Origin of the sequence: Nocardioides sp. OK12 (genome assembly GCF_024341885.1) — a bacterium.
GTDB lineage: Bacteria > Actinomycetota > Actinomycetes > Propionibacteriales > Nocardioidaceae > Nocardioides > Nocardioides marinisabuli.
Genome location: NZ_BNET01000002.1, coordinates 230,997 through 255,268 on the forward strand (window position 1 = coordinate 230,997; position 24,272 = coordinate 255,268).

27 protein-coding genes are annotated in these 24,272 nt (G+C 75.5%); 13 read left to right on the plus strand and 14 right to left on the minus strand.

The window, feature by feature from the left end:
- Positions 1-15: 15 nt before the first annotated feature.
- From OCU29_RS05260 to OCU29_RS05270, 3 genes are read left to right on the plus strand one after another with little or no spacing between them, the layout of a single operon-like run.
- Positions 16-1,191, plus strand: a complete 1,176-nt coding sequence (locus OCU29_RS05260) for a Gfo/Idh/MocA family protein (protein WP_261819074.1) — start codon at positions 16-18, stop codon at positions 1,189-1,191.
- A complete protein-coding gene (gene xylA / locus OCU29_RS05265) occupies positions 1,188-2,348 on the plus strand; it encodes a xylose isomerase (protein ID WP_261819075.1) in 1,161 nt (386 codons plus the stop codon). Before OCU29_RS05260 ends, xylA begins: the two co-directional genes overlap by 4 nt.
- Before the next feature lie 35 nt (positions 2,349-2,383).
- Positions 2,384-3,391 carry a sugar phosphate isomerase/epimerase gene (locus tag OCU29_RS05270; protein WP_261819076.1) on the plus strand — a complete coding sequence of 336 codons (1,008 nt, stop codon included), beginning with the start codon at positions 2,384-2,386 and terminating at the stop codon, positions 3,389-3,391.
- 51 nt (positions 3,392-3,442) lie between these two features.
- On the opposite strand, the gene OCU29_RS05275 is transcribed toward OCU29_RS05270, so the two are convergent.
- Both OCU29_RS05275 and OCU29_RS05280 read right to left on the minus strand, forming a co-directional pair.
- A complete protein-coding gene (locus OCU29_RS05275) occupies positions 3,443-4,600 on the minus strand; it encodes an alcohol dehydrogenase catalytic domain-containing protein (RefSeq protein ID WP_261819077.1) in 1,158 nt (385 codons plus the stop codon).
- A 227-nt stretch (positions 4,601-4,827) separates the two neighbouring features.
- Positions 4,828-5,472 (minus strand): hypothetical protein, encoded by a 645-nt coding sequence (locus OCU29_RS05280; protein ID WP_261819078.1) that lies wholly within the window; start codon positions 5,470-5,472, stop codon positions 4,828-4,830.
- Between the two features lie 471 nt (positions 5,473-5,943).
- Here OCU29_RS05280 and OCU29_RS05285 point away from each other — a divergent pair, with 471 nt between their 5' ends.
- Positions 5,944-7,212, plus strand: a complete 1,269-nt coding sequence (locus OCU29_RS05285) for an ATP-binding protein (protein WP_261819079.1) — start codon at positions 5,944-5,946, stop codon at positions 7,210-7,212.
- A gap of 29 nt (positions 7,213-7,241) precedes the next feature.
- Here OCU29_RS05285 and OCU29_RS05290 read toward each other — a convergent pair whose 3' ends face one another.
- From OCU29_RS05290 to OCU29_RS05310, 5 genes are all read right to left on the minus strand, one after another.
- Complete coding sequence (locus OCU29_RS05290) at positions 7,242-8,165, minus strand: alpha/beta hydrolase (RefSeq protein ID WP_261819080.1); 924 nt, start codon at positions 8,163-8,165, stop codon at positions 7,242-7,244.
- Entirely contained in the window at positions 8,158-9,228 is a 1,071-nt protein-coding gene (locus tag OCU29_RS05295; protein ID WP_261819081.1) for an NADH:flavin oxidoreductase, read from the minus strand. Before OCU29_RS05295 ends, OCU29_RS05290 begins: the two co-directional genes overlap by 8 nt.
- Before the next feature lie 69 nt (positions 9,229-9,297).
- Positions 9,298-9,738 carry a GAF domain-containing protein gene (locus tag OCU29_RS05300; protein WP_261819082.1) on the minus strand — a complete coding sequence of 147 codons (441 nt, stop codon included), beginning with the start codon at positions 9,736-9,738 and terminating at the stop codon, positions 9,298-9,300.
- A gap of 29 nt (positions 9,739-9,767) precedes the next feature.
- On the minus strand, positions 9,768-9,986 hold the full coding sequence (locus OCU29_RS05305; protein WP_261819083.1) for a CDGSH iron-sulfur domain-containing protein: 219 nt from the start codon (positions 9,984-9,986) through the stop codon (positions 9,768-9,770).
- Positions 9,983-11,032 (minus strand): iron-containing redox enzyme family protein, encoded by a 1,050-nt coding sequence (locus OCU29_RS05310; RefSeq protein WP_261819084.1) that lies wholly within the window; start codon positions 11,030-11,032, stop codon positions 9,983-9,985. Before OCU29_RS05310 ends, OCU29_RS05305 begins: the two co-directional genes overlap by 4 nt.
- Before the next feature lie 76 nt (positions 11,033-11,108).
- Here OCU29_RS05310 and OCU29_RS05315 point away from each other — a divergent pair, with 76 nt between their 5' ends.
- Positions 11,109-11,732, plus strand: coding sequence for a methyltransferase (locus OCU29_RS05315; protein ID WP_261819085.1), 624 nt, complete (start codon positions 11,109-11,111; stop codon positions 11,730-11,732).
- 50 nt (positions 11,733-11,782) lie between these two features.
- Here OCU29_RS05315 and OCU29_RS05320 read toward each other — a convergent pair whose 3' ends face one another.
- Positions 11,783-12,034: a hypothetical protein gene (locus tag OCU29_RS05320; protein ID WP_261819086.1), complete on the minus strand. Its 252-nt coding sequence runs from the start codon at positions 12,032-12,034 to the stop codon at positions 11,783-11,785.
- Between the two features lie 165 nt (positions 12,035-12,199).
- On the opposite strand from OCU29_RS05320, the gene OCU29_RS05325 reads away from it, so the two are divergent.
- On the plus strand, positions 12,200-12,850 hold the full coding sequence (locus tag OCU29_RS05325; protein WP_179615189.1) for a response regulator transcription factor: 651 nt from the start codon (positions 12,200-12,202) through the stop codon (positions 12,848-12,850).
- A gap of 20 nt (positions 12,851-12,870) precedes the next feature.
- Positions 12,871-13,956 (plus strand): aromatic acid exporter family protein, encoded by a 1,086-nt coding sequence (locus tag OCU29_RS05330; RefSeq protein ID WP_261819087.1) that lies wholly within the window; start codon positions 12,871-12,873, stop codon positions 13,954-13,956.
- 21 nt (positions 13,957-13,977) lie between these two features.
- Here the strand turns inward: OCU29_RS05330 and OCU29_RS05335 are convergent, their stop codons facing one another.
- Positions 13,978-14,424, minus strand: a complete 447-nt coding sequence (locus OCU29_RS05335) for an SRPBCC family protein (protein ID WP_261819088.1) — start codon at positions 14,422-14,424, stop codon at positions 13,978-13,980.
- Positions 14,425-14,543: 119 nt separating this feature from the next.
- Between OCU29_RS05335 and paaA the strand changes: the two genes are divergently transcribed.
- The 5 genes from paaA to paaE are packed head-to-tail and all read left to right on the plus strand — an operon-like array spanning position 14,544 to position 18,501.
- A complete protein-coding gene (gene paaA / locus OCU29_RS05340; protein ID WP_261819089.1) occupies positions 14,544-15,584 on the plus strand; it encodes a 1,2-phenylacetyl-CoA epoxidase subunit PaaA in 1,041 nt (346 codons plus the stop codon).
- A gap of 14 nt (positions 15,585-15,598) precedes the next feature.
- Positions 15,599-15,904: a 1,2-phenylacetyl-CoA epoxidase subunit PaaB gene (gene paaB / locus OCU29_RS05345; protein WP_261819090.1), complete on the plus strand. Its 306-nt coding sequence runs from the start codon at positions 15,599-15,601 to the stop codon at positions 15,902-15,904.
- 8 nt (positions 15,905-15,912) lie between these two features.
- A complete protein-coding gene (gene paaC, locus OCU29_RS05350) occupies positions 15,913-16,848 on the plus strand; it encodes a 1,2-phenylacetyl-CoA epoxidase subunit PaaC (protein ID WP_261819091.1) in 936 nt (311 codons plus the stop codon).
- 2 nt (positions 16,849-16,850) lie between these two features.
- Positions 16,851-17,399, plus strand: coding sequence for a 1,2-phenylacetyl-CoA epoxidase subunit PaaD (gene paaD / locus OCU29_RS05355; protein ID WP_261819372.1), 549 nt, complete (start codon positions 16,851-16,853; stop codon positions 17,397-17,399).
- A 1-nt stretch (position 17,400) separates the two neighbouring features.
- Positions 17,401-18,501, plus strand: a complete 1,101-nt coding sequence (paaE, locus tag OCU29_RS05360) for a 1,2-phenylacetyl-CoA epoxidase subunit PaaE (protein WP_179615196.1) — start codon at positions 17,401-17,403, stop codon at positions 18,499-18,501.
- Here paaE and OCU29_RS05365 read toward each other — a convergent pair.
- Complete coding sequence (locus OCU29_RS05365) at positions 18,479-19,123, minus strand: TetR/AcrR family transcriptional regulator (RefSeq protein WP_261819092.1); 645 nt, start codon at positions 19,121-19,123, stop codon at positions 18,479-18,481. The two genes, paaE and OCU29_RS05365, sit on opposite strands and share 23 nt — an antisense overlap.
- 116 nt (positions 19,124-19,239) lie before the next feature.
- Between OCU29_RS05365 and OCU29_RS05370 the strand changes: the two genes are divergently transcribed.
- Positions 19,240-20,103 carry a serine/threonine-protein kinase gene (locus OCU29_RS05370; RefSeq protein ID WP_261819093.1) on the plus strand — a complete coding sequence of 288 codons (864 nt, stop codon included), beginning with the start codon at positions 19,240-19,242 and terminating at the stop codon, positions 20,101-20,103.
- A gap of 19 nt (positions 20,104-20,122) precedes the next feature.
- On the opposite strand, the gene OCU29_RS05375 is transcribed toward OCU29_RS05370, so the two are convergent.
- The 4 genes from OCU29_RS05375 to OCU29_RS05390 are packed head-to-tail and all read right to left on the minus strand — an operon-like array spanning position 20,123 to position 24,175.
- Positions 20,123-20,941: a glycosyltransferase family 2 protein gene (locus OCU29_RS05375; RefSeq protein ID WP_261819094.1), complete on the minus strand. Its 819-nt coding sequence runs from the start codon at positions 20,939-20,941 to the stop codon at positions 20,123-20,125.
- Positions 20,938-21,981 (minus strand): glycosyltransferase, encoded by a 1,044-nt coding sequence (locus OCU29_RS05380; RefSeq protein WP_261819095.1) that lies wholly within the window; start codon positions 21,979-21,981, stop codon positions 20,938-20,940. The genes OCU29_RS05375 and OCU29_RS05380 overlap by 4 nt, the downstream gene beginning before the upstream one ends.
- Positions 21,978-23,054 carry a glycosyltransferase gene (locus OCU29_RS05385; RefSeq protein ID WP_261819096.1) on the minus strand — a complete coding sequence of 359 codons (1,077 nt, stop codon included), beginning with the start codon at positions 23,052-23,054 and terminating at the stop codon, positions 21,978-21,980. The genes OCU29_RS05380 and OCU29_RS05385 overlap by 4 nt, the downstream gene beginning before the upstream one ends.
- Complete coding sequence (locus tag OCU29_RS05390; protein WP_261819097.1) at positions 23,051-24,175, minus strand: glycosyltransferase; 1,125 nt, start codon at positions 24,173-24,175, stop codon at positions 23,051-23,053. The genes OCU29_RS05385 and OCU29_RS05390 overlap by 4 nt, the downstream gene beginning before the upstream one ends.
- Positions 24,176-24,272: the final 97 nt, after the last annotated feature.

The following is a 24,272-nucleotide window of genomic DNA, read 5'->3' on the forward strand; positions in this document are numbered from 1 at the left end:
ACCTGAGGAGATCGCATGAGTGCCACGCAGGACACCCTCTCGGTCGGGATGGTGGGCTACGCCTTCATGGGTGCCGCCCACTCCCAGGCCTGGCGCAACGCGCCACGGTTCTTCGACCTGCCGCTGAGGCCGCTGATGACGGCGGTGGCCGGGCGCGACGCGACGCGGGTCGCCCGGGCCGCCGAGGTGCTCGGCTGGGCGGGCACCGCCGGGTCCTACCAGGAGCTGGTCGAGCGCGACGACATCGACCTGGTCGACATCTGCACCCCGGGCGACACCCACGCCGAGATCGCCATCGCGGCCCTCGAGGCGGGCAAGCACGTGCTGTGCGAGAAGCCCCTGGCCAACACCGTCGAGGAGGCCGTCGCGATGGCCGAGGCGGCCGAGCGGGCGGCCGCCTCGGGGGTGCGCGCCATGGTCGGGTTCACCTACCGGCGGGTGCCGGCCATCGCCCTGGCCCGGCGCCTGGTGGCCGAGGGCCGGATCGGCACCGTGCGCCACGTGCGCGCGCAGTACCTCCAGGACTGGATCTCCGACCCCGAGGCGCCGCTGTCGTGGCGGCTGCAGAAGGAGCGCGCCGGGTCGGGGGCGCTGGGCGACATCGGCGCGCACATCGTCGACCTGGCCCAGTTCATCACCGGCGACCGGATCGGCGAGGTGTCCGGGCACCTGGAGACCTTCGTCAAGGAGCGGCCCCTCGCCGCCGAGCACGCCGGGCTGTCCGGGACCGCCTCGAGCGGGCGCGGGGCGGTGACCGTCGACGACGCCGCCATGTTCCTGGCCCGCTTCGCGAGCGGGGCCCTGGGCGTCTTCGAGGCGACCCGCTTCGCCCAGGGCCGCAAGAACGCGATCCGCCTCGAGGTCAACGGCTCGCGCGGCAGCCTCGCCTTCGACTTCGAGGACATGAACCTCCTGCACTTCCACGACGCCGACGAGGACCCGGCCACCGCCGGCTTCCGCCGCATCGTCGTCACCGAGCCCGAGCACCCCTACCTGGCCGCCTGGTGGCCGCCCGGGCACCTCATCGGCTACGAGCACGGCTTCGCCCACCAGGTCGTCGACCTGGTGGGCGCCATCCACGCCGGTGAGGACCCCACCCCGACGTTCGCCGACGGTCTCCAGGTCCAGCGGGTCCTGGGCGCCGTCGAGCAGAGCTCCCACAAGCGCACCTGGCAGGAGATCCCAGCATGAGCGACTACACCCCCACCCCCGACGACAAGTTCTCCTTCGGCCTGTGGACCGTGGGCTGGGAGGGCGTCGACGTGTTCGGCCCCGCCAGCCGGGCCCCCATCGACCCGGTGGCCGCCACCGAGCGGCTCGCCGAGATCGGCGCCGCGGGCGTCACCTTCCACGACGACGACCTGGTGCCCGACGACGGGACCCGCGAGGCCGTCCTCGAGCGCTTCTCCAAGGCGGTCGCGGCCTCGGGGCTCACCGTCGAGATGGTCACCACCAACCTCTTCGGCCACCCGGTCTTCAAGGAGGGCGGGCTGACCGCCAACAACCGCGACGTACGCCGCTACGCGCTGGCCAAGGTGCTGCGCAACGTCGACCTCGCGGCCTCCCTGGGCGCCCAGACCTTCGTGCTGTGGGGCGGTCGCGAGGGCGCCGAGCACGGCGGCTCCAAGAACGTGCAGGCCGCGCTCGACCGGTACGCCGAGTCGCTCAACGTGGTGTGCCGCTACGTCCGTGAGCAGGGCTACGACATGCGGCTGGCCCTCGAGCCCAAGCCCAACGAGCCCCGCGGCGACATCCTGCTGCCGACCATCGGGCACGCGCTGGCGCTGATCGGCGAGCTCGAGCACCCCGAGATGGTCGGGCTCAACCCCGAGGTCGGCCACGAGGAGATGGCGGGGCTCAACTTCGCCCACGGCATCACCCAGGCGCTGTGGCACGACAAGCTCTTCCACGTCGACCTCAACGGCCAGCACGGGCCCCGCTTCGACCAGGACCTGCGCTTCGGCGCCGGCAACCTGCGCGGCGCCTTCTGGACCGTCGACGCGCTGCTCGGCGGCTCCGCCGGTCGGGCCTACGACGGCTACGTGCACTTCGACTTCAAGCCGCCGCGGGTCGAGGCCGAGGACGGGGTCTGGGAGTCGGCGCGCGGCTGCATGCGCAACTACCTGATCCTGCGCGACAAGGTCCGGGCCTTCCGCGCCGACCCGGCCGTGGTCGAGGCGCTCGCCGCCGCGGGCGTCGAGGAGCTGAGCACCCCCACCCTCGCCGAGGGTGAGCCGCTCGCCTCGGTGCGCGAGGCGTCGTACGACATCGAGGCCCTGGGCCGGCGCAGCGTGGCCATGGAGGCCCTCGACCAGCTCGCCCTCGACCACCTGCTCGGCGTCCGCTGAGCAGCTGCACCGACCCCACGACATCTGGAGGACCGATGGCACGACCGATCACCCTGTTCACCGGCCAGTGGGCCGACCTGCCGCTGGAGGAGGTGGCCCGGCTCGCCTCGGGCTGGGGCTACGACGGCCTCGAGCTGGCGTGCTGGGGCGACCACTTCGACCCCTGGGCGGCCGTGGAGGACGACGACTACGTCCCGGCCAAGAAGGCCCTGCTGGAGAAGTACGACCTCCAGGTCTTCACGATCAGCAACCACCTCAAGGGCCAGGCCGTCTGCGACGACCCGATCGACGCCCGCCACCAGGCGATCCTGCCCGAGCGGATCTGGGGCGACGGCGACGCCGAGGGGGTGCGCCAGCGCGCGGCCGAGGAGATGAAGATGACCGCCCGGGCCGCGCGGAAGCTCGGCGTCGACACGGTCGTCGGCTTCACCGGGTCCTCGATCTGGAAGTACGTCGCGATGTTCCCGCCGGCCACCCAGGACATGGTCGACGCGGGCTACGAGGACTTCGCGCGCCGCTGGAACCCGATCCTCGACGTCTTCGACGCCGAGGGGGTGCGGTTCGCGCACGAGGTGCACCCCAGCGAGATCGCCTACGACTACTGGACCACCGTGCGCGCGCTCGAGGCGATCGGCCACCGCGAGGCGTTCGGCCTCAACTGGGACCCCAGCCACTTCGTGTGGCAGGACCTCGACCCGGTGGGCTTCCTGTGGGACTTCAAGGACCGGATCTACCACGTCGACTGCAAGGACGCGAAGCGCCAGACCGGCAACGGGCGCAACGGCCGGCTCGGCTCGCACCTGGCCTGGGCCGACCCGCGCCGCGGCTGGGACTTCGTCTCGACCGGCCACGGCGACGTGCCGTGGGAGCAGTGCTTCCGGATGCTCAACTCGATCGGGTACGACGGCCCGATCTCGGTGGAGTGGGAGGACGCCGGGATGGACCGGCTGGTGGGGGCGCCCGAGGCGCTCGAGCTCGTGCGCCGGCTGGCGTTCGACGCCCCCGACGCGGCCTTCGACGCCGCGTTCAGCACCAGCGACTGACCGAGGTCACCGACCGAGGTCACCGGGGCCCGCGCGGGCCCCGGTGGCCGGTCACGGCGTCGTGGCGCCGCTCGCCGGGTCGATGAGGATCTTCGCGTGCTCCTCGGGCTCGGCGAGGGCCTTGAACGCGGTGGCCACGCCGTCGAGCCCGACGGTGCCGGTCACCAGCGGGGAGGCGTCGACCTCGCCCTCGGCCAGCTGGTGCAGCGCGTCGCGCAGCTCGAGCGGGGTGTAGGCGAGCACGAAGCGCAGGTCGATCTCCTTGTTGACCGCCATCGTGGGGCGCAGCCGGTCCTCGCCCATGCACACCCCGACGACCACCACCCGGGTCCCGATCGGCGCCGCACTGACGACGCCCTCGATCATCCCCGGCACGCCCACGCACTCGAAGACCACCGGCCCGGTGATGTCGGCCGCGCCCAGCGCGTCGGCCGCGCGGTAGAGGTGCACCCAGCCCGGCAGGCGGCGCAGCCGCTGCATCGAGTCGACGGCGTGGTCGAGCACCTGCGGCGCCGAGCGCATCCACCCGGCCCCGGCCGCGGCGTCGTACGGCGACTCCTCGGCGGGGTCGACCACTGTGTCGGCCCCGCAGGCCAGGGCCAGGGCACGGCGGGCCGCGGAGTAGTCGGAGGCCACGACCCGGCGCACCCCGCGGGCCTTGAGCTGCAGGACCACCGCGAGGCCGACCGGGCCGCAGCCCAGCACGACCGCCACGTCCTTGCGGCCCACGTCGCTGCGGTTGACCGCGTGCAGCGCGACCGCCATCGGCTCGGTGAGCACGGCGGTCTCGGCGGGCAGCCCGTTGGGCACCTTGAAGCTGAGCGCGCCCTCGACCAGCACCCGCTCGGCGTACCCGCCCGGGGCGCGCGGCGAGAGCCCCGTGGGGTGGACCCCGGCGGCGTCGCGCAGCAGCGGGAACGGCACCACGAGGTCGCCCTCGCGCAGCCCCCGCCCCGCCCCGCGACCGCGCTCGAGGACCTCGCCGACGATCTCGTGGCCCGGCACCACGTGGTTGTCGCCGCGGATCGAGTGCTCGTAGCCCAGCTCGTCCATCACCTCGGCCAGCGCGTCGCCGTGGTCCTTGGCGTGCAGGTCGGAGCCGCAGATGCCGCAGCGGCGCACCGCCAGCACCAGCTGCCCGCGACCCGGGCGCGGGTCGGGCAGGTCGACGACCTCGAGGTGGCCACCGGAGCAGTCGACCGCCCTCACCGCGGCGCCGCCGCGCCGCGCTCGTACGTCGGTCGGCCGGGCGCGCTGGGAGTCATGGGCCGCAGTATGCCGCTCCACCCCGCCCGCGCCCGGCGTACCCGGGCCCGGGTCGTGGTCCGGCTCGTGGTCCGGGTCGTGGTCCGGGTCGTGTGCCTGAGGACGCGCTCGGGCGCGGTCAGGGGCCACGACCCAGGCCACGACCCAGGCCACGACCCGGGGGCGGCGCGTCAGGCCGCGAGCACCGGCTCCGGTACGGCGACCTGCTCGGCGCGTGCGACCAGGGCCGGGGTGCGCACGCTGACCGCGCAGAGCACGCTGATCGAGGAGGCGACGCACACGACGCCGAAGACGAGGCCGCCGACGAGGAGCCCCGGGAGGGACTCGCCGAACCACACCAGCCCCTGCGCCAGCAGCAGCCACCAGCTCAGCGGCGAGATGCCCGAGAGCGACGGCGCGCGCCAGACCCCGACCGCCTGCGGCACGAAGACCAGCAGCGAGCCCAGGCCGAGCAGGCCGCCCAGGAGCGCGGGCGCGAGGGCGACGACGGCGAGCAGCACGACGGCCCAGACACCTGGCACCACGCAGGCGCGGGTCCAGGCCAGGCCGCGCACGGCCAGCCCGGTGACCACGACCCACACCAGCCCGGCCAGCACGTTGCCGACCAGGAGCCCGGTGGCGTCGGTGCCGGCGAGGTAGTAGGTCCAGGCGGTGTAGTTGACCAGGCCCGCGAGCAGGGCCGGCAGCGAGAGCCCGGTCGGGTCGCCGGTGCGGGCGAGACGGGCGAGCTGGGGCAGGAGCGGGACGACGCCGATGGCGACGACGCCGACGGCGTAGACGGTGTCGAACGAGACGGTGTCGAGCGAGACGGGCACGGAGGACCTCGGGGCGGGCGGGCGCGCACGCGCACGCACGGCGCCGGCCGCCGGCGACCCCCGCTCCCTGCGCGGGCGCAGGCGGGCAGGACGACGACCGGTCGGTCGGAGGACGAGCAGGACGCGGGACGGGCGGACGGGACGGGACGTGGGTGGCGCCGCGGTCGGGCCGGGTGCGCGGAGCGCCCCTGACCGACCCCCAGGTGACGTCGTACTCGCCGGCCGCGTGGGCCTCGTCGTTCTGTCGGGCTGGTGGTGCTGGTGCCGGGAGAAGCGTACGACCCCGCGACCCGGCCCCGACGTCATTTCTCCTGGGAGGTGCGCCGTCGGGGTGTGGGGTGCCTCACGTCCCCCGGGTCGTGGCGGCGGGACCCTTCTCGCCAGGTGGGTCAGACATGGGAACGGTCGATGCTGGGTACGATGCCGGAGGCGGCACCCGTCGCCCGGGGCGCACGAGGGGGTGGCCGCCCGGTGTCAGCAGTGTTGAGCGAGGAGCGGGTGCTGCCCGCGGAGCCCCGCAGCGCCCTGGAGGCGCGGCGCCTGGTGCGCCGCCTGCTCGAGCAGGCCGGGGCGGAGCGCTTCGCCGAGGCCACCGAGCTCGCCGTCTCCGAGCTGGTCACCAACGCCGTGGTGCACGCCGGCGGCGAGGTGCGGCTGCGGGTGCGCTGCGACCCCCAGGCGGTGCGCGTCGAGGTCGACGACACCAGCTCGCACCGACCCGTGCCGCGGCACTGGACCACCACCTCCGGCACCGGGCGCGGCCTGCACCTGCTCACCGACTGCGTCGACGTCTGGGACGTCGACATGCGACCCGGGGCGGGCAAGACGGTCTGGTTCGAGATCGGCGGCAGCCACACCCGCGACCCGCACGACAGCGCCGCCACCGCCGACAGCGCGACCGGGGTCGTCGAGGTCGAGCTGCGCGGGGTGCCGCTGCTGATGCACCACGCCTGGCAGGAGCACGCCGCCGGGCTGCTGCGTGAGCACCTGCTGCTGCGCCTCGACGAGGACCTGGCCGCGCTCGACGAGCACGCCGCCGCCAGCGACGCCCTCAACCTGCTGCACGAGCAGCTGCCCGTGCCGCCGCTGCACGACGACGGCGAGGCGATCATGGCCGACGCCGTGGAGCCGGCGGTCTCGGCCGAGCGCCTGGTGCTGCGGGTGCCGGCCGCCTCGGTGGCGCACTTCGAGGTGCTCTCCGAGGCCCTCGCCTCGGCCCTGGAGCACGCCCGCGAGGGTCGCCTCCTGGCGCCGCCCACCCAGCCCGAGATCGAGCTGATGCGCGTCTGGCTCTGCGGCGAGGTCCTCGGCCAGGCCGAGGGCGCCGCCCCCACCGCCTGGCGCAGCACCGGGCTCGACGTCGGCCGCCCCGCGACCCCTCGCCTGGTCGACTCCGCGGCGGTCGCCGCGATCGTCGACGCCGAGCCGGTCATCGTCACCGACGAGCGCCACGACATCGTCGGGGTCAGCCCGGCCGTCGCCGCGTTCCTGGGGTACGACGACGCCGCGGCGCTGGTGGGCCGGCGCGTGCTGGCGGTGGTCCCGGCCCGCTTCCACCAGGCCCACGTGGCCGGCACCACCATGCACGCCTCCCACGGACGCGACGTGCTGCTCGACCGGGTGGTGCGGGTGCCGATGGTGCGCGCCGACGGCAGCGAGGTGGAGGCGGCCTTCGAGGTCACCGTGCACCGCCTCGACGCCGACGACCGGGTCTTCGTCGCGCGCTTCCTGCTCGACTGACCGGCCCGCCCCACGAGCCGTGCCGGCGCTCAGTCCGTGAGCCAGGCCGCCAGCTCGTCGACCAGGTCGCGCTGCTCGGGCAGCCCCGGGAAGAGCGCCCAGTCGTGCGGCAGCCCCTCGCGCACCCGCAGCTCGAGGTCGGTGCCCTCGACCTGCGCCGCCCGCTCGGCCAGCCGCTCGCACTGCGGCCAGAACAGCTCGCGGGTGCCGACCAGGGCCAGCACCCGGCCCAGGCCGGAGAGGTCGGCCAGCCCGGGGGAGACCCGCGGGTCGTCGAGACCGTGCGGCCCGGCGTACAGGCGCGCGGCGCCGTGCAGCGCCCGCCTGCTCAGCAGCGGGTCGCACCGGTCGGCGGCCACGGTGCCGGCGTCGGCCATCACCGCGTCGACCCACGGCGAGAGCAGCACGCTGGCACGCGGCATCGCGGCCCCCTCGTCGCGCAGCTGCTGCAGCAGCGCCAGCGACAGGCCGCCGCCGGCGGAGTCGCCCATCAGCACCGGTGCGGGCCGCCCGGCGCGGGCGGCGGCGGCCAGCGCCTGCTCCCACGACTCGCGCACCATCGGCAGGGTCTCGTCGACGGTGTGCTCGGGGGCCAGCGGGTAGTCGACCAGCGAGACGGCGTACCCGCGCCCGAGCAGCCGCCCGAGGAAGGGCCAGTGCTGGGCCTGGAGCGTGTAGGCGCCCCCGTGCAGGAAGAAGACGTGGTCGCGGGCGCCCGCCGGGGTCACCGTGGCGACCCGGCCCGCGGCGACGTCGGTGACGACCACGTCGTGCTGGGCGGCCAGGGACCTCGGGACCAGCGCGGTGCGCAGCCGGGGCGGGTGGGTGAAGACGTGGGTCACCACGGCGTCCGGGAGCAGCCCGAAGGCCCGCACCGCCAGGCGCGCCTGCCAGGAGGGCGTGCCGGTCGGGGCCCAGCCGGGGCCGGGGGCGGGGGCGGTCGGCTCAGCCAACGAAGTCCCACCCCGCGGCGAGGTACTCGATGAAGTCGGCGCCCAGCCGCTCGGTGCGCAGGTGCTCGCGGCTCACCGGGGTGCTGGTCATCGTGAACTCGGGGTCCTCCAGCGCGCGCCGCGCGAAGTCGTGGTGCAGGATGCCGGCGGTGCCGACGGTGACGAAGTCGGCACCCCGCTCGAGGCACCACTGCGCGTCGGAGGTCGACACGATGCCGCCCGCCACCCCGAGCCGGGTGGTGCCGCGCTCGAGTGCGGTGAACTGGTCGATCAGCAGGCCGTCGTACGCCGTCTCGAAGGGCTCCTTGCGCACGTCCCACAGCGACATGTCGAGGTGGTCGAGCGCGCCGGAGAGCATCAGCTGCTGGGCCAGCGCGGTCGACTCGGCGACCGCGATGCCGCTGCGCTCGGGGGTCAGGCGCATCCCGACCTGGAAGTCGGGGCCGGTGGCGGCGCGGATGCCGTCGACGACCTCGTGGAAGACGCGGGCGCGGGCCTCGGGCGAGCCGCCGTAGGCGTCGGTGCGGTGGTTGGAGCGGGCGTCGAGGAACTGCGCGAGCAGGTAGGCGTGGGCGCCGTGCACCTGCACGCCGTCGAAGCCGGCGCGCTCGCAGCGCACCGCCGCGTCGACGAAGTCCTGGACCACCCGCTCGACCTCGGCGGTGGTCAGCGCCCGGGCGCCCTTCGACTCGTCGTCCCACGGGGCGACCGGCTGGTGGCCCGACAGCGCCTGCGAGGCGCGCATGCCGCCGTGCTGCAGCTGCACGCACGAGGTGGTGCCGGTGGCCCGCAGCGCGTCGGCGAGCCGGGTCAGCCCGGGCAGGAACCGGTCGTCCCAGACCGCGAGCTGGCCGTCCCAGCACTGCCCCTCGGGCGAGACGTGCGCCGCGCAGGTCATCACCATCGCGAAGCCGCCCTCGCCCCGCGCCACGAGCCAGTCGAGCTCGTCGTCGGAGAGGCTGCCGTCGGCGTGCGACTGCAGGTTGGTCAGCGGCGCCAGCGTGATGCGGTTGGCCCACGCGGGGCCGCGGTCGAGGGGCAGGGTCTCCTGGAGCGAGGTCACGCCCCCATCATCCACACCCCGCCCCCGCGCCCACCGCGACCCGGCCGGTTCGAACCGGCCGGGTCGCGCTCAGTCGTCGTGGATGCGCTGCAGGTTGCGCCCGCCGCGGGCGAAGGAGCGACGTACGGCGGGCGGGACGTCGGCGTCCGGCACCTCGCCCCAGGTGCAGGGCCGCACGTGCACCAGGTCGAGCGCCCTCGCCCCCGGGGAGTCGTCGTGGCGCCACGGGCCCTCGAGCCGGCCGCGCCACCAGCCGCCCCGGTCGTCGCGGGTCCAGGCGATCGTCCGGTCGGGTTCGGCGGCGAAGCGCCGCAGGCGGGCGGCGAAGCGCGGCCCGTGCTCCTCCTCGAGCAGCGCCAGCGCGTCGGCCAGGTCGTGGGGCGGGCGCGACAGGCGCCCGCCGATGCCGCACACGCCCTCGGCGAGCGCCCGCCGCACCGCCGCCGCGTGGTCGACGGTGTCGTCGCGGGAGCGCATCGGCGCCCGCAGGACGCTCGGCTGCTCGCCCATGCGCTCGTCCGGCTGCTCGACCGGCGGGGTCACACCGAGCCGAGGCGCCGGGCGCGCGGGCCGCCCGCCGCCAGCAGCTTGTGCGAGCCGTCGCACCAGGGCTTGAGGGAGGAGGCGCCGCAGCGGCACACGGCGGTGACCGGACGCGTCGAGACGTGCCGCTGGCCGTCCTCGTCCTCCACGACGACCTCGCCGCGCACCAGCATCGGCCCGTCCTCGCAGAGCAGGATCTCGGTGGGCTCGCTCATGCGACGTCCTCCGTGTCCTGGGGCTCCACGGCGGCCTCGCCGGCGCCGCGGCGCACGTGCTCGAGCAGCGCGGTGGCGGTCGCGGCCTCCGCCAGCAGGCACACCGCCGCCCCGAAGGCGACCTCGGCCTCGCTGCCGGGCACCTCGGCGACGTACGAGCCGACCAGGTCGCGCACGGCGACCTGCTCGTGCACCGCGTCGGCCGCCATGTGCTCGCGGTAGTAGGCGACCATCGGCTCGGGCACGCCGAGGCGCTCCATGCCGCGCACCACCCGGCGCGAGGGCACCGCGCTGGTGACCTCGAAGGCCGCGAGGTGGCCCAGCGCCGCCGGCACCAGGCGCCGGTGCAGCCCCAGCAGCGTCATCAGGTTGTTCTGCTCCAGCACCGCCGGCAGCGCGGTGTCGACGTGCGCGGCGTACGACGCGTCGAGGCCGCAGGCGACCATGCCCCGCGCCCACAGCGCGGCGTGCAGGTCGTCGGGCCGGCCGTTGCCGTACTCGTCGGCCGCGATCGTCATCAGGTGCGCCTTGGTGGTGTCGGGCAGCCGCGGCAGCGTCCACATCGCGGCGTCCTGCTCCTTGACGTGGTAGATCGAGCGCTGGCGCAGCACCTCGTCGAGCTGGTCGCGGTCGGCCTCGCGCTGCACGAATCGGGCCACCGACTCCGCCCCGGTGTCGGCCTCGCAGAGCGCGAAGAACGCGCGGGTCAGCTCACGCGGGTCGCCGCCGACCGGCAGCGCGGGCAGGTCGGCGGCCGTGACCCGCTCGCGCCAGCGCTGCTCGAGGCGTCGCTCGAGCCGGCCGCGCAGCGCCAGCAGGTCGGGTCGCCACTCGTGCTCGGGGCCGTCGGGGGGCTCGACGGCGTCGTCGAAGCCGTGGTGGTGCAGCTCGTAGAGCACCCACAGCGCCAGCTCCTCATCACCGGAGCCGGCGGGACCGGGCCGGGGCGCGTCGACCGCGTGCCCGTCCGGCAGCGGCGCCTCGCCGCGCAGGTCGGCGAGCAGCGCGGCGCTGAGGGGCCCGCGGGCCCGGGGGAGAGTCGGCATGTCCTGACCGTTCCCCGACCACCCGTGGTCCATGCACCCCCACAAGGGTGTTCGTGGGTGCCCTAGCGTGCGGTCCATGCCCGAGTCCACCGTCCAGCAGATGACCTTCGGCCCGCTCACCATCACCTACGACGACAGCGTGCTCGAGCCCCGCCCGTGGACCCGGGCGCAGTCGCTGTGGGCCCGCAAGCTGCTCGACGACGCCCCCGCCGGGCGGGTGCTGGAGCTGTGCGCGGGGGTGGGCCACATCGGCCTGCTGGCCGTGCACGGCACCGACCGGTCGATCGTCTGCGTCGACCTGTCGCCCCGGGCCTGCGAGCTGCTGGGCGCCAACGCCGCGGCCAACGCGATGGCCGGGCAGGTCGAGGTCGTGCACAGCGACCTGGCGCGGCTGCCGCTCGACGAGGAGCGCTTCGCGCTCGTGGTCGCCGACCCGCCGTGGGTGCCGACGGCCGACATCGGCCGCTACCCCGCGGACCCGGCGCTGGCCATCGACGGCGGCCCGCAGGGCCTCGACGTGGCCCGGGCCTGCGTGCGCGCCGCGGGTGCGTGCCTGGTTGCGGGGGGCACGCTGGTCCTGCAGGTCGGCACCCCCGAGCAGGCGGCGGCGCTGGCCCCCGACCTCGAGGCGGCCGGCCTGGCCACCGCGGAGGTGCGGGCGCTGGAGCGCGGGACGCTGGTGCGCGCCGACCGGCACTGACCCCTCAGCGGGGCCTCAGTGCTGCCTCAGCGGGGCGTCAGTGGGGGGGGTCAGCGGGGCCCGGCGGCCGGCTCGGGCACCACGGTGGAGTCGGCCTGCTCGCGCACCTGGTCGCACAGCCCGGCCAGGCGCAGCGCGTACTCGTCGGTGTCGAGGCGCCGCGCGGTCCAGGCCCGGTGCAGGTCGATGGCCTGCAGCCGCACCCGGGCCGAGAGGATCGGATCTCGCCGCTCGATCCGAGCGAGCTGCTGCATCAGGCTCATCCGCGTCTGGGTCACCTGTGCGTCGACGTGCGTGTCCATGTCCCACCTCCCGGGTGTCGTTGATCTGGTGCCTCCATCGTAGGTCGCACCCCCTCGCCGGGCCGACTCGGCGAGCACGCCTGTGGGTCCGGCCGGCCCGCGCGAAGCCTCGCCCCAGCGGGTGGTCGGAGGGCGTCCGGCACACGTCGTCCTTATGATCGGGACATGTCCAGCAGTCCCGTGCGCGTCGCGATCGTCAACGACTACGAGATCGTCGTCGCCGGCATCGCCGCCGTCCTCGAGCCCTTCTCCGACCGCCTCAGCGTCGTGGAGCTCGACAGCGGGGTGCCGGTGCTGGGCGACGTCGACGTGGTGCTCTACGACTCCTTCGGGCAGGTGCAGGGCGGCGACGTCGACGTGGCCCGGCTGATGGCCGGCGGCCGCGGGCGGCTGGTGATCTTCAGCTGGAACACCGAGCCCGAGCTGGTCGAGGCGTCGCTGGCCGGCGGCGCGGCCGGCTACATCGCCAAGGGCGTCTCCGCCAAGCAGCTGGTCGACCTCATCGAGGCCGTGCACCGGGGCGAGCGGGTGGTCCCCGACACGATGCAGTCGCCGGAGAGCGACGACTTCGGCCGCTGGCCCGGCAGCGAGCACGGGCTGAGCCCGCGCGAGGCCGAGGTCCTGGCGCTGATCTGCCAGGGGCTGAGCAACCAGGAGATCACCGAGCGGGCGTTCCTGGGGCTCAACACCGTCAAGACCTACATCCGCTCGCTCTACCGCAAGATCGGCGTCGACAGCCGCACCCGGGCCCTGCTGTGGGGGATCGACCACGGCTTCCGCCCCGACCACGTGCGCCGGCCCGGCCCGCACGCCTGAGCCCGGCGACGTACCGGCTGATGCAGTCCTCGGACCTCGCCGCCCGCCTGCGCGGCCGGCTGCGCAGGCTGCGCGACCCCGCGGTCCACACCGACCTGCTGCAGGTGGTCAAGGCGACCGTCGCGGCGGTCGTCGCGTGGATGGTGGCCGACCGGGTGCTCGACCTCGAGCAGGCCTTTCTGGCCCCGTGGGTGGCGCTGCTGACGGTCCACGCCACCGTCTACCGCTCGGTGCTGCGGGGCGGGCAGTCGGTGGCGGCGACGGTGCTGGGGGTGCTGCTGGCCTACGGGCTGGTCGAGACGATCGGCTACGGCGCGGTCTCCCTGGGCCTGGGCCTGTTCCTCGGCCTGCTCGCGGCCCGGTGGCGTCCGTTGCGGCTCGAGGGCGTGGCGGTGGCCACGACTGCGCTGTTCCTGCTCACCATGGGCGGGACCCGGCAGGAGTCCCTGCTGGTCGACCGGCTCGTCGACACCGCGATCGGCGTGGTCACCGGCGTCCTGGTCAACCTGCTGGTGGTCCCGCCGCTCGACGACCGCTCGGCCGAGCACCAGCTCGACCGCATCCACCGTCGGCTCGGTGAGCTGCTGCGCCGGATGTCGCGCGAGCTCGACGAGGGCGTCGACGACGACGGCGTGCGGGACTGGATCGAGGAGACGCGCGGCATCGACGACGAGGTGGACCGCGCGGAGTGGCTGCTGGAGTACTCCCAGGAGGCGCAGTGGTGGAACCCGCGCCGGCACCGCTCGCGCCGGGTCAGCGACACCGAGCGCGGTCGCGAGGTGCTGGTGCGGCTCGAGGAGGGCGTCGCCCAGGCCCGCGCCATCGCCCGCACCCTCGAGGAGTCGGTGGTGCAGGCCGAGGAGTGGGACCCCCGCTTCCGCGACCCGTTCCTGGCCCTGCTCGAGCGGGTGGGCAGCCGGGTCGCCGACCCCGACAGCGGGGTCGAGGGCCTGCGCGAGGAGGTCGACGACCTGGCCGCGCAGCTCTCCGCCGACGACCTGCCGGCGCTGCGCTGGCCGTTGTACGGCTCGCTGATCACGTCGCTGCGCCACGTCGTGACCATCGTCGACGACGTGGCGTCCACGCAGCCCTACGGCGAGGGCTGAGCGCGCCCACCGTCGTGGCGCTCAGCGCTCGAGGAGCGCCTTGAGCCGCGCGAGGTCCTTGGTGGTCGCGCGCCGCACCGCCAGCGCCATCGCCGGCGCGGCGACGCCGGCGAAGCCGCTGGGCCGGCCCCGGTTGGCCAGCGTCATCAGCGTGCCCTCGCCCGCGGAGGTGCTGTCGGCCGCCCACGTGTAGGTGGTCTCCATCGGGAACGGCCCGTCGGCGGTGCGCATCACCAGCCGCTCGCCGGGCACCAGCTCGACGACCTCGTAGGTGTAGGCCAGCCGCCGGCCCAGGAAGCCCGCCACGAAGTCCATCCGCGACCCGACCGCCAGCGGCGGCGGGGTGCGCCACTCGACGCTGCGGATGTTGGCGTACCACTGCGGGGCGTTGCCGGGGTCGCCGGCGTACGCCGCCACCTCCTGCGGCGGGCGGGCGATGCGGGTGCGCACCTCGACGTCGACGTCCATCGCCCCATCGTGGCGCACGGGCCGGCCCGGGCCCTCTTGTGACCGGGGCCACGGCGTGGTGCAATTAACAGACCGATCGGTCAGTAATCCCTGGTCGGTCGATCCTGCGAGGAGACCCGATGAGCACCAGCACCGACGAGCGCGCCGACGAGGCCCGGCTCGAGCAGCTGCTCGAGGAGCAGTTCGAGGCGGTGGTCGCGCGCCACGAGCGGATCGAGCCGCGCGACTGGATGCCCGAGGGCTACCGCCGCACCCTGGTGCGCCAGATCGCCCAGCACGCCCACTCCGAGATCATCGGCATGCAGCCCGAGGGCCGCTGGCTGACCCGCGCGCCCTCGCTGCGCCGCAAGGCGGTGCTGCTGGCCAAGGTGCAGGACGAGGCCGGCCACGGGCTCTACCTCTACTCGGCCTGCGAGACGCTGGGGGTCTCGCGGGCCGAGCTGACCGAGATGCTCATCGAGGGCCGCCAGAAGTACTCCTCGATCTTCAACTACCCGACGCTGTCCTACGCCGACGTCGGCACCATCGGCTGGCTGGTCGACGGAGCCGCCATCTGCAACCAGGTGCCGCTGTGCCGCACCTCCTACGGGCCCTACGGCCGCGCGATGATCCGGGTCTGCAAGGAGGAGTCCTTCCACCAGCGCCAGGGCTACGAGCTCCTGATGACGATGATGGCCGGCACCGACGAGCAGCGCGCGATGGTGCAGGAGTCCGTCGACCGGTTCTGGTGGCCGGCGCTGATGATGTTCGGCCCGCCCGACGACTCCTCGCCCAACACCGCCCGCTCGCTGGCGTGGGGGATCAAGCGCAACACCAACGACGAGCTGCGCCAGAAGTTCGTCGACATGACGGTGCCGCAGGCCGAGCGGCTCGGCGTCACCCTGCCCGACCCCGACCTGAGGTGGGACGAGGAGCGTGGTGCCCACGACTTCGGCCAGCCCGACTGGGACGAGCTGACCCGGGTGATCTCGGGCGCCGGCCCCTGCAACGCCGAGCGCATCGCCCACCGGCGCCGCGCCCACGAGGACGGCGCCTGGGTCAGGGAGGCGGCAAGCGCGTTCGCGCGGGCGACGAAGGAGCCCGGGCGAGACCGCGCGCAGGTCGAGCAAGCCTCGGGGTCGAGCCTGCGAGACCCCGAAGGGCGGGTCGAGACCCCGTGAGCGAGGAGACGACAGTGACCACCACGACCAGCAGGCCCCGGGCCGAGTGGCCCCTCTACGAGGTGTTCGTGCGCGGCAAGCGCGGCCTCAACCACGTGCACGTCGGCTCGCTGCACGCCGCCGACGACACGATGGCGCTGCACCACGCCCGCGACGTCTACACCCGCCGCAACGAGGGCGTGAGCATCTGGGTGGTGCGCGCCGACGCGATCACCGCCTCGAGCCCCGACGAGAAGGACCCGCTCTTCGCGCCCTCGGGCGACAAGGTCTACCGCCACCCCACCTTCTACGACGTCCCCGCCGACGTCCCCCACATGTGAGCGCCCCGATGAGCCACGACACCAGCGGCCACGAGTCGGTGTACGACGGCCTGGTCGAGGACCACGGCGACGTGTCGGGCCAGTGGGCCTTCGGCACCTCCTTCGAGGACCCGCTCGCGGGCGTCGACACCACGCTGCCCGAGGGGGTCGACGGCGCTGACCTGGCGGCGTACTGCCTGGGGCTGGGCGACGACGCGCTGGTGCTCTCGCACCGCCTCTCGCAGTGGTGCAGCCGCGCGCCCGACCTCGAGGACGACATCGCGGTCGCCAACATCGCCCTCGACCTGCTCGGCCAGGCCCGGCTGCTGCTGGCGCGGGCCGCGGCGGCCGACCCCGCGATGGTGCCGGCGCTGCCCGAGGGGTCGCCCGCTCCCGACGAGGACCGGCTGGCCTACTTCCGCGAGGCCGCCGACTTCCGCTGCACCCGTCTCGTCGAGCTCGAGCACGGCGACTTCGCCCACCTGGTGGTGCGGCTGCTGCTCTTCTCCACCGCCCGGCTCGCGCTGCTGCACCGGCTGGCCGCCAGCCGCGACCACGTGCTGGCCGCGATCGGCGCCAAGGGCGCCACCGAGGTGACCTACCACCGCGACTACGCCGCGCGCTGGGTCGTCACCCTGGCGCGCGGCACCGAGGAGTCGCGCCGCCGGCTGCTGGCGGCCCTGGAGCAGCTCGCCCCGTGGCACCCCGAGCAGCTCGAGGCCCACCCCGTCGCCACCCGACTCGCCGAGGCCGGCGTGGGCGTCGACCCGGCCGGGACCGCCGACGAGGTCGGCGCCGTGCTCGCCCAGGTGCTCGACGAGGCGCACGCCACCTGGCCCGAGGCCCCTGCCCGGGCGGGGGTGCGCGAACGGGCCGGGCGCGACGGCATGCACACCGAGGCGCTGGGCCTGCTGCTCGCCGAGATGCAGGTGGTCGCCCGGGCGCACCCGCTGGGGCGGTGGTGACCATGGGCGCCGGGCAGGTGCGGGAGCGGGCGCTGACCCGTGCCGACGCGGAGGCGGCCGCCGGCACCGTCACCGACCCCGAGATGCCGATGCTGACGCTGCTCGACCTCGGGGTGCTGCGCGAGGTCACGGTCCACGAGGGCCCCGACGGCAGCGAGGGCACCGCGGTCACCGTGGCGCTGACGCCGACGTACTCGGGCTGCCCGGCGATGGCCACGATGCGCGACGACCTGGTGCGCGCCCTGACCGGCGCGGGCTTCGACGAGGTGCGGGTGCAGGTGCGCCTGAGCCCGCCGTGGACCAGCGACTGGATCACCGAGCGCGGCCGCGCGGCCCTGCGCGAGCACCGCATCTCGCCTCCCGGCACGGCCGGGCCGCGCCCGGCGGGTCCGGTGCCGCTGCGGCTGACCGCGACCCGGCGGCTGCTCGCCTGCCCCCGGTGCGGGGCCGAGGACACCGAGCTCACCTCGGAGTACGGGCCCACCGCCTGCACCGCGATCTACCGCTGCACCGTGTGCCGCGAGCCGTTCGAGCACGTCAAGGAGATCTGAGATGAGCGCACCCGCGGTGGAGCGCCCGCGCAGCCGCACCTTCGAGGCGCTGCGCGTCGCGGCGGTCACCCCGCTGACCGACGATGCGGCGGCGATCACCTTCGAGGTGCCCGAGGAGCTGCGCGAGCGGCTGGCCTTCGACGCCGGCCAGTCCCTGACGGTGCGCCGGGTCGTCGACGGCGTCGAGCACCGCCGGTCCTACTCGATCTGCGCGCCCGTGGGGGCCGCGCCCCGCATCGGTGTGCGCGAGATCCCCGGCGGCGTCGTGTCGTCGTGGCTGGTGCGCGAGGTGCGCCCGGGCGACGAGGTCGAGGTGCAGCTCGCCCCGGGCGGGTTCCGCGCCACCCCCGACGTCGTCGCCGCGGGCGGGCGGCACCTGTGCGTGGCGGCCGGCTCGGGCATCACCCCGGTGCTCTCCATCGCCGCCAGCCTCCTCGAGCACCCCGACGCCCGGGTGACGCTGCTCTACGGCAACCGCACGACCGGCTCGGTGATGTTCGCCGAGGAGGTCGCCGACCTCAAGAACGCCCACGTCGACCGGTTCCAGGTGGTGCACGTGCTCAGCCGCGAGCCGCGCGACGTCGAGCTGCTCTCGGGCCGCCTCGACGCCGAGCGCCTGGAGCGCATCCTGACCACGCTCGCGCCGGTCGGTGCCCAGCACCGCCCCGACCACGCCTGGCTGTGCGGCCCGCACGCCATGGTCCAGGACGCCCGCGACGTCCTCGGACGCCTCGGCCTGGCGCCCGAGCAGGTGCACGCCGAGCTGTTCTTCGTCGACGAGCCGCCGCCCGAGCTGGTGCGCGAGGTGGCGGCGCCGAGCGGCGCGACCAGCGAGGCCACCGTGGTGCTCGACGGGCTCAGCTCGACCTCGACGGTCTCCCGCGACCGGCCGCTGCTCGACTCCGCCCAGGAGACCCGCTCGGACCTGCCGTTCGCCTGCCGCGGAGGGGTCTGCGGCACCTGCCGCGCGCTGGTGCGCGACGGGGAGGTCGAGATGGCGCGCAACTACGCGCTCGAGCCCGCCGAGGTCGAGGCCGGCTTCGTGCTGACCTGCCAGGCCCGACCGGTGACCGACGCGGTCACGGTCGACTTCGACGCCTGAGGTCGTCGGGGCGCGCCGCGTGCAGGCCGTCGAAGGCCAGGGTGGTCACCGCGCGGGCCAGGTCGGCGGCGTCGACGTCGCCGCGGGGTCGGTGCCACTCGACGAGCGAGTTGACCATGCCAAAGAGCAGCCGGCTGACCAGGAGCGGCTCGACGTCGTCGCGCAGCGAGCCCTCCTCGACCGCAGCACGCACCAGGTCGGCCAGGCGGGCGTCGATCCAGCGCCGGCGCTCCAGCGCCGCCAGCTCCACCGGGCTGTTCCCGCGCACCCGCAGCAGCAGCGTCACCTCCGGCTGGTGGGCCACGAGCACCTCGACGCTGCGCGCCACCAGCGCGCGCAGCCGCTCGTACGCCGACGTCTCGTCGTGCGCCGGCCCCGTCGCGGCCTCGACGGCGTCGGTGAGCTCGCCCAGCGCGGCGTCGAGCGCCATCCCGAGCAGGTGCTCCTTGCTCGGGACGTGGTGGTAGATCGCCGACTTCGTCAGCCCCAGCTCGCGCGCCAGGTCGCCCATGCTGGTCGCGTCGTAGCCCTGGGCGTTGAACAGCGCCACCGCCTCGCGCAGCACGTCGGCCTGGTCGTGGCCGGGGCGCCCGCGGCGGGCCGGGGCAGCGGGGTCGGCCATGGGAGCAGGATGCCACGTCCCGGGCGCGGTGCACCGGCTCCTGCGGGCCGTCCCGACTCACCTTTACGGGCGGGGAGGTGGCCAGGGGTGGGGTGGTCGGTGCGATCATCACGACGATGACCGCGCACAGCTCCCCCGAGACCCCGGCGACGACGTCGCTGGTGGTCGGTGGTCGCTACGAGCTGGTCGAGCTGATCGGCAGCGGCGCGATGGGCAGCGTGTACGCCGCGCAGGACCTCGTCGACGAGCGCCTGGTCGCGCTCAAGCGGCTGCACGCGCAGCGCGCCGACGACGACACCGCCCGCACCCGCTTCGAGGCCGAGGCGCGCACCCTGCGCCAGCTCTCCCACCCCGGCCTGCCCCAGGTCTACGACGTCGGGGAGGAGGACGACGGCGTCGCCGTGCAGCCCTACCTGGCGATGCGCCTGGTCACCGGCGACACGCTCTCCGACCTGGTCACCGAGCGGGGGCCGCTGCCGCCGCTGGAGGTCGCCGGGCTGGTCGCGAAGCTGGCCTCGGCCCTCAGCGCCGTGCACGCCGCCGGTGTCGTGCACCGCGACATCAAGCCCGCCAACATCGTCGTGGGCGAGACCGGGCAGCCGGTGCTCGTCGACTTCGGGATCGCCACCGGCGACGACGTCGAGCCGCTGACCAGCACCGGCGAGGTGCTCGGCACGATGGAGTACATCTCGCCCGAGCAGGTCTCGGGCCGGCGCGCGACCGCCGCCTCCGACGTCTACTCGCTCGGTGTCGTCGCCTACCAGTGCCTGACCGGGGTCAAGCCCTTCCAGCGCGAGTCGCCGGTCGCCTCGGCGCTGGCCCACCTCAACGACCCCGCGCCCGACCTGCCGCCCAGCGTCGACCGGCGCCTGGGCGAGGTCGTGCAGCGGATGCTGGCCAAGGAGCCGGAGGCGCGCCCGCTGGCCGCCGACGTCGCCCGCCTCCTCGAGCGCGTGCTCGCGCGCCGCCGGCGCCGCTGAGCCGACCCGCCGGCCGCGCTCAGCCTCCGGCCCGGACCCACCGCCCGTCCTGCCGGGCGACCAGGCCCTCGGCCTCGAACGCCTCCAGCCACCCGGTCATCGGCCACCAGCCCCACCGCCGGTGGAAGAGCGCGGCGTTGCGCAGCACGTCGTCGACGTGCTGGCGCGGCGGGTCCTGGGTCGGGTGGTGCTGGTGGAAGCCGCGTGCCGACCCGACCCAGCCGAGCGGGACGCCGCCGGCGACCGCGAGGCGCGCGAAGTCGGTGTCCTCGCCGCCGTAGCCGACGTAGTCCTCGCAGAAGCCGCCCACCCGCTCCCACGCCGGCGCCGAGGTGGCGAAGGACAGCGACCAGAACAGGTCGGGCGAGGCGTCGCGCAGCACCTCGCCTTGCGCGGGCGCCGGCCGCGCGGGGTGCGGGTCGTCGAGGGCGCCCAGCGCGCCGAGGTCGTAGCCGCCGGCCGGCGGCGGGGGCAGGTAGGTCACCGGCCCCGACCAGAGCGCGACCGGGTCGCAGCGCACCACGTCGGCGTACGCCGCCACGAGCCCGGGCCCGGCCAGCAGGTCGACGTCGAGCAGCACCAGCACGTCGGCGCCCAGGCGCACCGCCTCGGCGACGCCTCGGTTGCGCGCCCGCGCCAGCGGCAGGCCCTGTGGCTCGGCCGGCAGGTGCAGCACCCGGGTCTCGACGCCGCGCAGCGCGGCTACCGGCGGGTCGTCGTCCATGGCCACCACGACGCTCAGGTCGGGCAGCACGTCGCCGAGGGCCAGCGAGGCGCGCTGGCGGGCCAGGTGGTCGTGCCGGCCGTGCGCGATGGTGACGACCGCGGTGCCGCTCACGGGCACACCCCCGTCACCACGTCGGCGAACCTGCGCGCCGCCCCGCCGTCGCACCAGGCTGCCCAGGCGCCGCCGTCGAGGGCCCGGGCCTGCTCCAGCACGTCGGGCCAGCGGCCCGCGCCCAGCGCGGGCAGGACCACGGCGGGCCACCCGCCGCCACCGAGCGCGGCGCCGGTGCGCACCTGCTCGTCGTGCGGCCGGGCGGCCGGTACGACGACCGCCGGGCGCCGCATCGCCGCGACCTCCGCCAGCGCGTTCTGGCCGGCGTGGGTCAGCACCACGTCGGCGCGGCGCATCGCCTCGCGGGGGTCGGCGACCCAGGTGCCGCGCGTGCCGCCCAGCACCTGCCACTCCCACCCCGGCGACGCGGCGACGGCGCGGTCGAGCTCGTCGTCGGTCCAGGCGTCGCCGCCGCTGCCGCCGAGCACCAGCACGCGCGGTGGCCCGGGGTGCCGCTCGGCCACCCGGGCCGGCTCCACCGGGAAGCGGGACAGCCCGCCCAGCGCCTGCACCCGCGCACCCACCTCGGGGGCGACGTCGAGCACCGAGCGGGTCTCGCCGGCGGGCCACAGCCCCACCAGGGCGTCGGCGACGTCGTGCCCGAGCCGGTGCGCCGCGTCGTCGCGCACCCCGGGCAGCACCACACCGACCACCGGCACCCCGTGCAGGCGCACCAGCAGCGCCACCTCGACCGACACGTCCACCACGACCGCGGCGGGCCGGGCGGTGTCGAGCCAGGCGGCGATGCGGGCGTGCCGAGCGCGCAGGCCGGCGTGGCCGCGGGGCACCCAGTGCAGCCGGCCGCCGGCGTCCGGGGCCCGTGCCGCCGGGTCGTCGAGCCCCGGCTCGGCGCCGTCGTCGCGGGGCAGGTCGACCCACTCCCCGGGCCAGTCCGCCGGGCGGGGCAGCGAGGAGAGGCCCGTGGTGACGACACCGCGGCTCGCCAGCTCGCGGGCCAGGGCGCCGGCGCGGTGCAGGTGGCCGCTGCCGTGGTGGTGCACGTAGCAGCCGACGACGGCGGGGCCGCTGGCGCTGCTCATGCGGCGGGCCGCCCGGCGCGGGCCAGCGACCGGTAGATCGCCTCGTACTCGTCGACCATGCGCTCCAGCGAGCACTCGCGCACCGCGGTGGCGCGCACGGCGCCGCGGGGCAGGGTCGCCGCGCGCAGCACCGCCGCCGCCAGCGCGTCGACGTCGTCGGCGGGCACCACCACGCCGGCCCCCGGCGAGACGACCTCGGCGATCGCGCCGCGGTCGTAGGCCGCGACCGGGGTGCCGCACGACATGGCCTCCGCGGCGACCAGCCCGTAGGGCTCCTCCCAGCGGGGGGTGACCAGCGCGACCGACGCCTCGCCGACCACGGTGACCAGGTCGTCGTGGGCGAGGTGCCCCAGGTGCTCGACGTCGCCGCCGAGCAGCGGGCGCAGGCACGTCTCGTAGTAGTCGCGGTCGCTGACCGGGCCGACCAGCCGCAGCGGCACCCCCGCGCGTCGGCAGGCCAGCACCGCGTCGTGCGGGGCCTTCTCGGCGGTGATCCGGCCCGACCAGACCGCCGGGCCGCCCCCCGGGCCGGGGCGCCACCGGTCGGTGTCGACGCCGTTGCGCACCACCGAGGCGCGCACCCGCGGCGCCCACATCCGGCGGCACGTCTCGGAGACGGCCACCGCGGACGTCTCGGAGCTGAGCTGGAACGCCGACTCCAGCCACGGCAGGGGCGGGGTGTGCAGGGTCGTGACCACCGGCACCGGCAGGGTCCGGGCCATCGCGACCGGCAGGTGGTGCAGCGAGTTGTTGTGCACCACGTCGACGCTCGCCCCGCGCGGCCCGGCCAGGTCGAGCATCAGCGCGAGGTAGGCGTGGTGCTCGGCGATCCAGCGCGCGGGCGGGGCGTTGACGTCGGCGCAGGCCGCGTCGCTGGGCCAGAACGGGTCGACGTCCAGCTCGACGGCGCCCAGCGCGGGGTCGGAGCCCGGGGCGGCGTACAGCGAGACCTGGTGGCCGCGGCGGCGCAGCTCGCGGGCCAGGTAGTGGGTCTGCGACTCCAGGCCGCCGGCGAACGGCTCACGGATGGGGTGCTGGGACGAGGCGACCAGGCACACGCGCAGCGGGGTCACCGACCGACCGCCCGCAGCACCTCGGCGTACACCCGCTCGTGCGCGGCCGCGACCTGCCGGCGCTGGGCGCGGCGCTCGTCGATGCCGGCGCCCCACCGGGGCCGCTCGGCGTGGGCGCGGCGCACCGCCGCGTCCAGCGAGCCGAGGTCGATGTGGTCCTCGTCGTGCTCGTAGGACAGCACCGGGCCCTGCTCGGCGAAGTAGCCGCAGGTCGGCGCCAGCACCGTGGTGCCGAGGTCGCGGCAGGCCTCCAGCCAGCCCGAGTGGGTGCCGAAGCGGTAGGGCAGCACCGACAGGTCGAGCGAGCCGAGGTAGTCCCACAGCTCCTTGTCGGGCAGGAAGTCGTGGACGCGCAGGTCGATGCGCCCCTCGGCCGCGGCGCTGCGCAGCCACCCGCGCAGCGCGACGTCCTCGCGGGCCCCGCCCTCCATGACGTCGCGGTGCGCGTTGACCTGGAGCACCGCGTCGGGCAGGTCGGCGACGGTGTCGGCGAGCGTGGGCAGCAGCCGCATCGGCGCCATGCCCGCGCGCAGGCTCTTGACGTGCAGCCCCACCCGGAAGGCGCCGGTGCGGCGCCGCGCCCGGCAGTCGGCGGCCACCGCCATCGTGCGCAGGTCGACGACGTGCGGGTGCGGCACCACCGTGGCCTCGCGGCCCCAGCGTCGGCGGATCTCCTCGGCCGCACCCGGCGTCAGGGTGAGCAGCGCGTCGGCGCGGGGCACGAGCGCGTCGAGCTGCTCGTCGTGCAGGCGCCGGTCGACGTGGTGCGGGTTGCGCAGGTCGTGGACGGTCTGCACGAACCCCCGCCCGGTCTCGTGCACGGCGTCGACCAGGGCGGCCAGGTCGCGGGGGTCCAGGGCGTCGAAGCCGAAGTGCAGGTGCATCAGGTCGAAGTCGTGCGCGCGCACCCAGGCCGGGTCGAGCATCGCCGGCGGCCACCACTGCCCCGGCTCGGGATCGGCGACCCGCGGCGGCGGGTCGGGCAGCCGGTGCGCGCCCGCCGCGGCGAGGCCGGGCTCGGGGGCGAGGTGGCGGACGTAGACGTGCCCGCTGGGCACCGACGCGATGGTCGGTGGCCGGGTGCCGGCCTGCGGGGCGGCCGGGGCGACGGAGGTGCTCACCCACCTCCTTTACCCACGCCCCCGACCGCCGATCCCCCTCCCAACGGGTGACGCTGGTGCGACCAGCCCCGACCACATCGCGGCGCCCTGCCCGAGC

Excerpts from the sequence above, each read along its gene's own strand:
- OCU29_RS05260 (WP_261819074.1), top strand. The coding sequence starts at position 16 with ATGAGTGCCACGCAGGACACCCTCTCGGTCGGGATGGTGGGCTACGCC.
- xylA (WP_261819075.1), top strand. The coding sequence starts at position 1,188 with ATGAGCGACTACACCCCCACCCCCGACGACAAGTTCTCCTTCGGCCTG.
- OCU29_RS05270 (WP_261819076.1), top strand. The coding sequence starts at position 2,384 with ATGGCACGACCGATCACCCTGTTCACCGGCCAGTGGGCCGACCTGCCG.
- OCU29_RS05300 (WP_261819082.1), bottom strand. The coding sequence starts at position 9,738 with ATGGGCGAGCAGCCGAGCGTCCTGCGGGCGCCGATGCGCTCCCGCGAC.
- OCU29_RS05305 (WP_261819083.1), bottom strand. The coding sequence starts at position 9,986 with ATGAGCGAGCCCACCGAGATCCTGCTCTGCGAGGACGGGCCGATGCTG.
- OCU29_RS05310 (WP_261819084.1), bottom strand. The coding sequence starts at position 11,032 with ATGCCGACTCTCCCCCGGGCCCGCGGGCCCCTCAGCGCCGCGCTGCTC.
- OCU29_RS05315 (WP_261819085.1), top strand. The coding sequence starts at position 11,109 with ATGCCCGAGTCCACCGTCCAGCAGATGACCTTCGGCCCGCTCACCATC.
- OCU29_RS05320 (WP_261819086.1), bottom strand. The coding sequence starts at position 12,034 with ATGGACACGCACGTCGACGCACAGGTGACCCAGACGCGGATGAGCCTG.
- OCU29_RS05325 (WP_179615189.1), top strand. The coding sequence starts at position 12,200 with ATGTCCAGCAGTCCCGTGCGCGTCGCGATCGTCAACGACTACGAGATC.
- OCU29_RS05330 (WP_261819087.1), top strand. The coding sequence starts at position 12,871 with ATGCAGTCCTCGGACCTCGCCGCCCGCCTGCGCGGCCGGCTGCGCAGG.
- OCU29_RS05335 (WP_261819088.1), bottom strand. The coding sequence starts at position 14,424 with ATGGACGTCGACGTCGAGGTGCGCACCCGCATCGCCCGCCCGCCGCAG.
- paaA (WP_261819089.1), top strand. The coding sequence starts at position 14,544 with ATGAGCACCAGCACCGACGAGCGCGCCGACGAGGCCCGGCTCGAGCAG.
- paaC (WP_261819091.1), top strand. The coding sequence starts at position 15,913 with ATGAGCCACGACACCAGCGGCCACGAGTCGGTGTACGACGGCCTGGTC.
- paaD (WP_261819372.1), top strand. The coding sequence starts at position 16,851 with ATGGGCGCCGGGCAGGTGCGGGAGCGGGCGCTGACCCGTGCCGACGCG.
- paaE (WP_179615196.1), top strand. The coding sequence starts at position 17,401 with ATGAGCGCACCCGCGGTGGAGCGCCCGCGCAGCCGCACCTTCGAGGCG.
- OCU29_RS05365 (WP_261819092.1), bottom strand. The coding sequence starts at position 19,123 with ATGGCCGACCCCGCTGCCCCGGCCCGCCGCGGGCGCCCCGGCCACGAC.
- OCU29_RS05370 (WP_261819093.1), top strand. The coding sequence starts at position 19,240 with ATGACCGCGCACAGCTCCCCCGAGACCCCGGCGACGACGTCGCTGGTG.
- OCU29_RS05380 (WP_261819095.1), bottom strand. The coding sequence starts at position 21,981 with ATGAGCAGCGCCAGCGGCCCCGCCGTCGTCGGCTGCTACGTGCACCAC.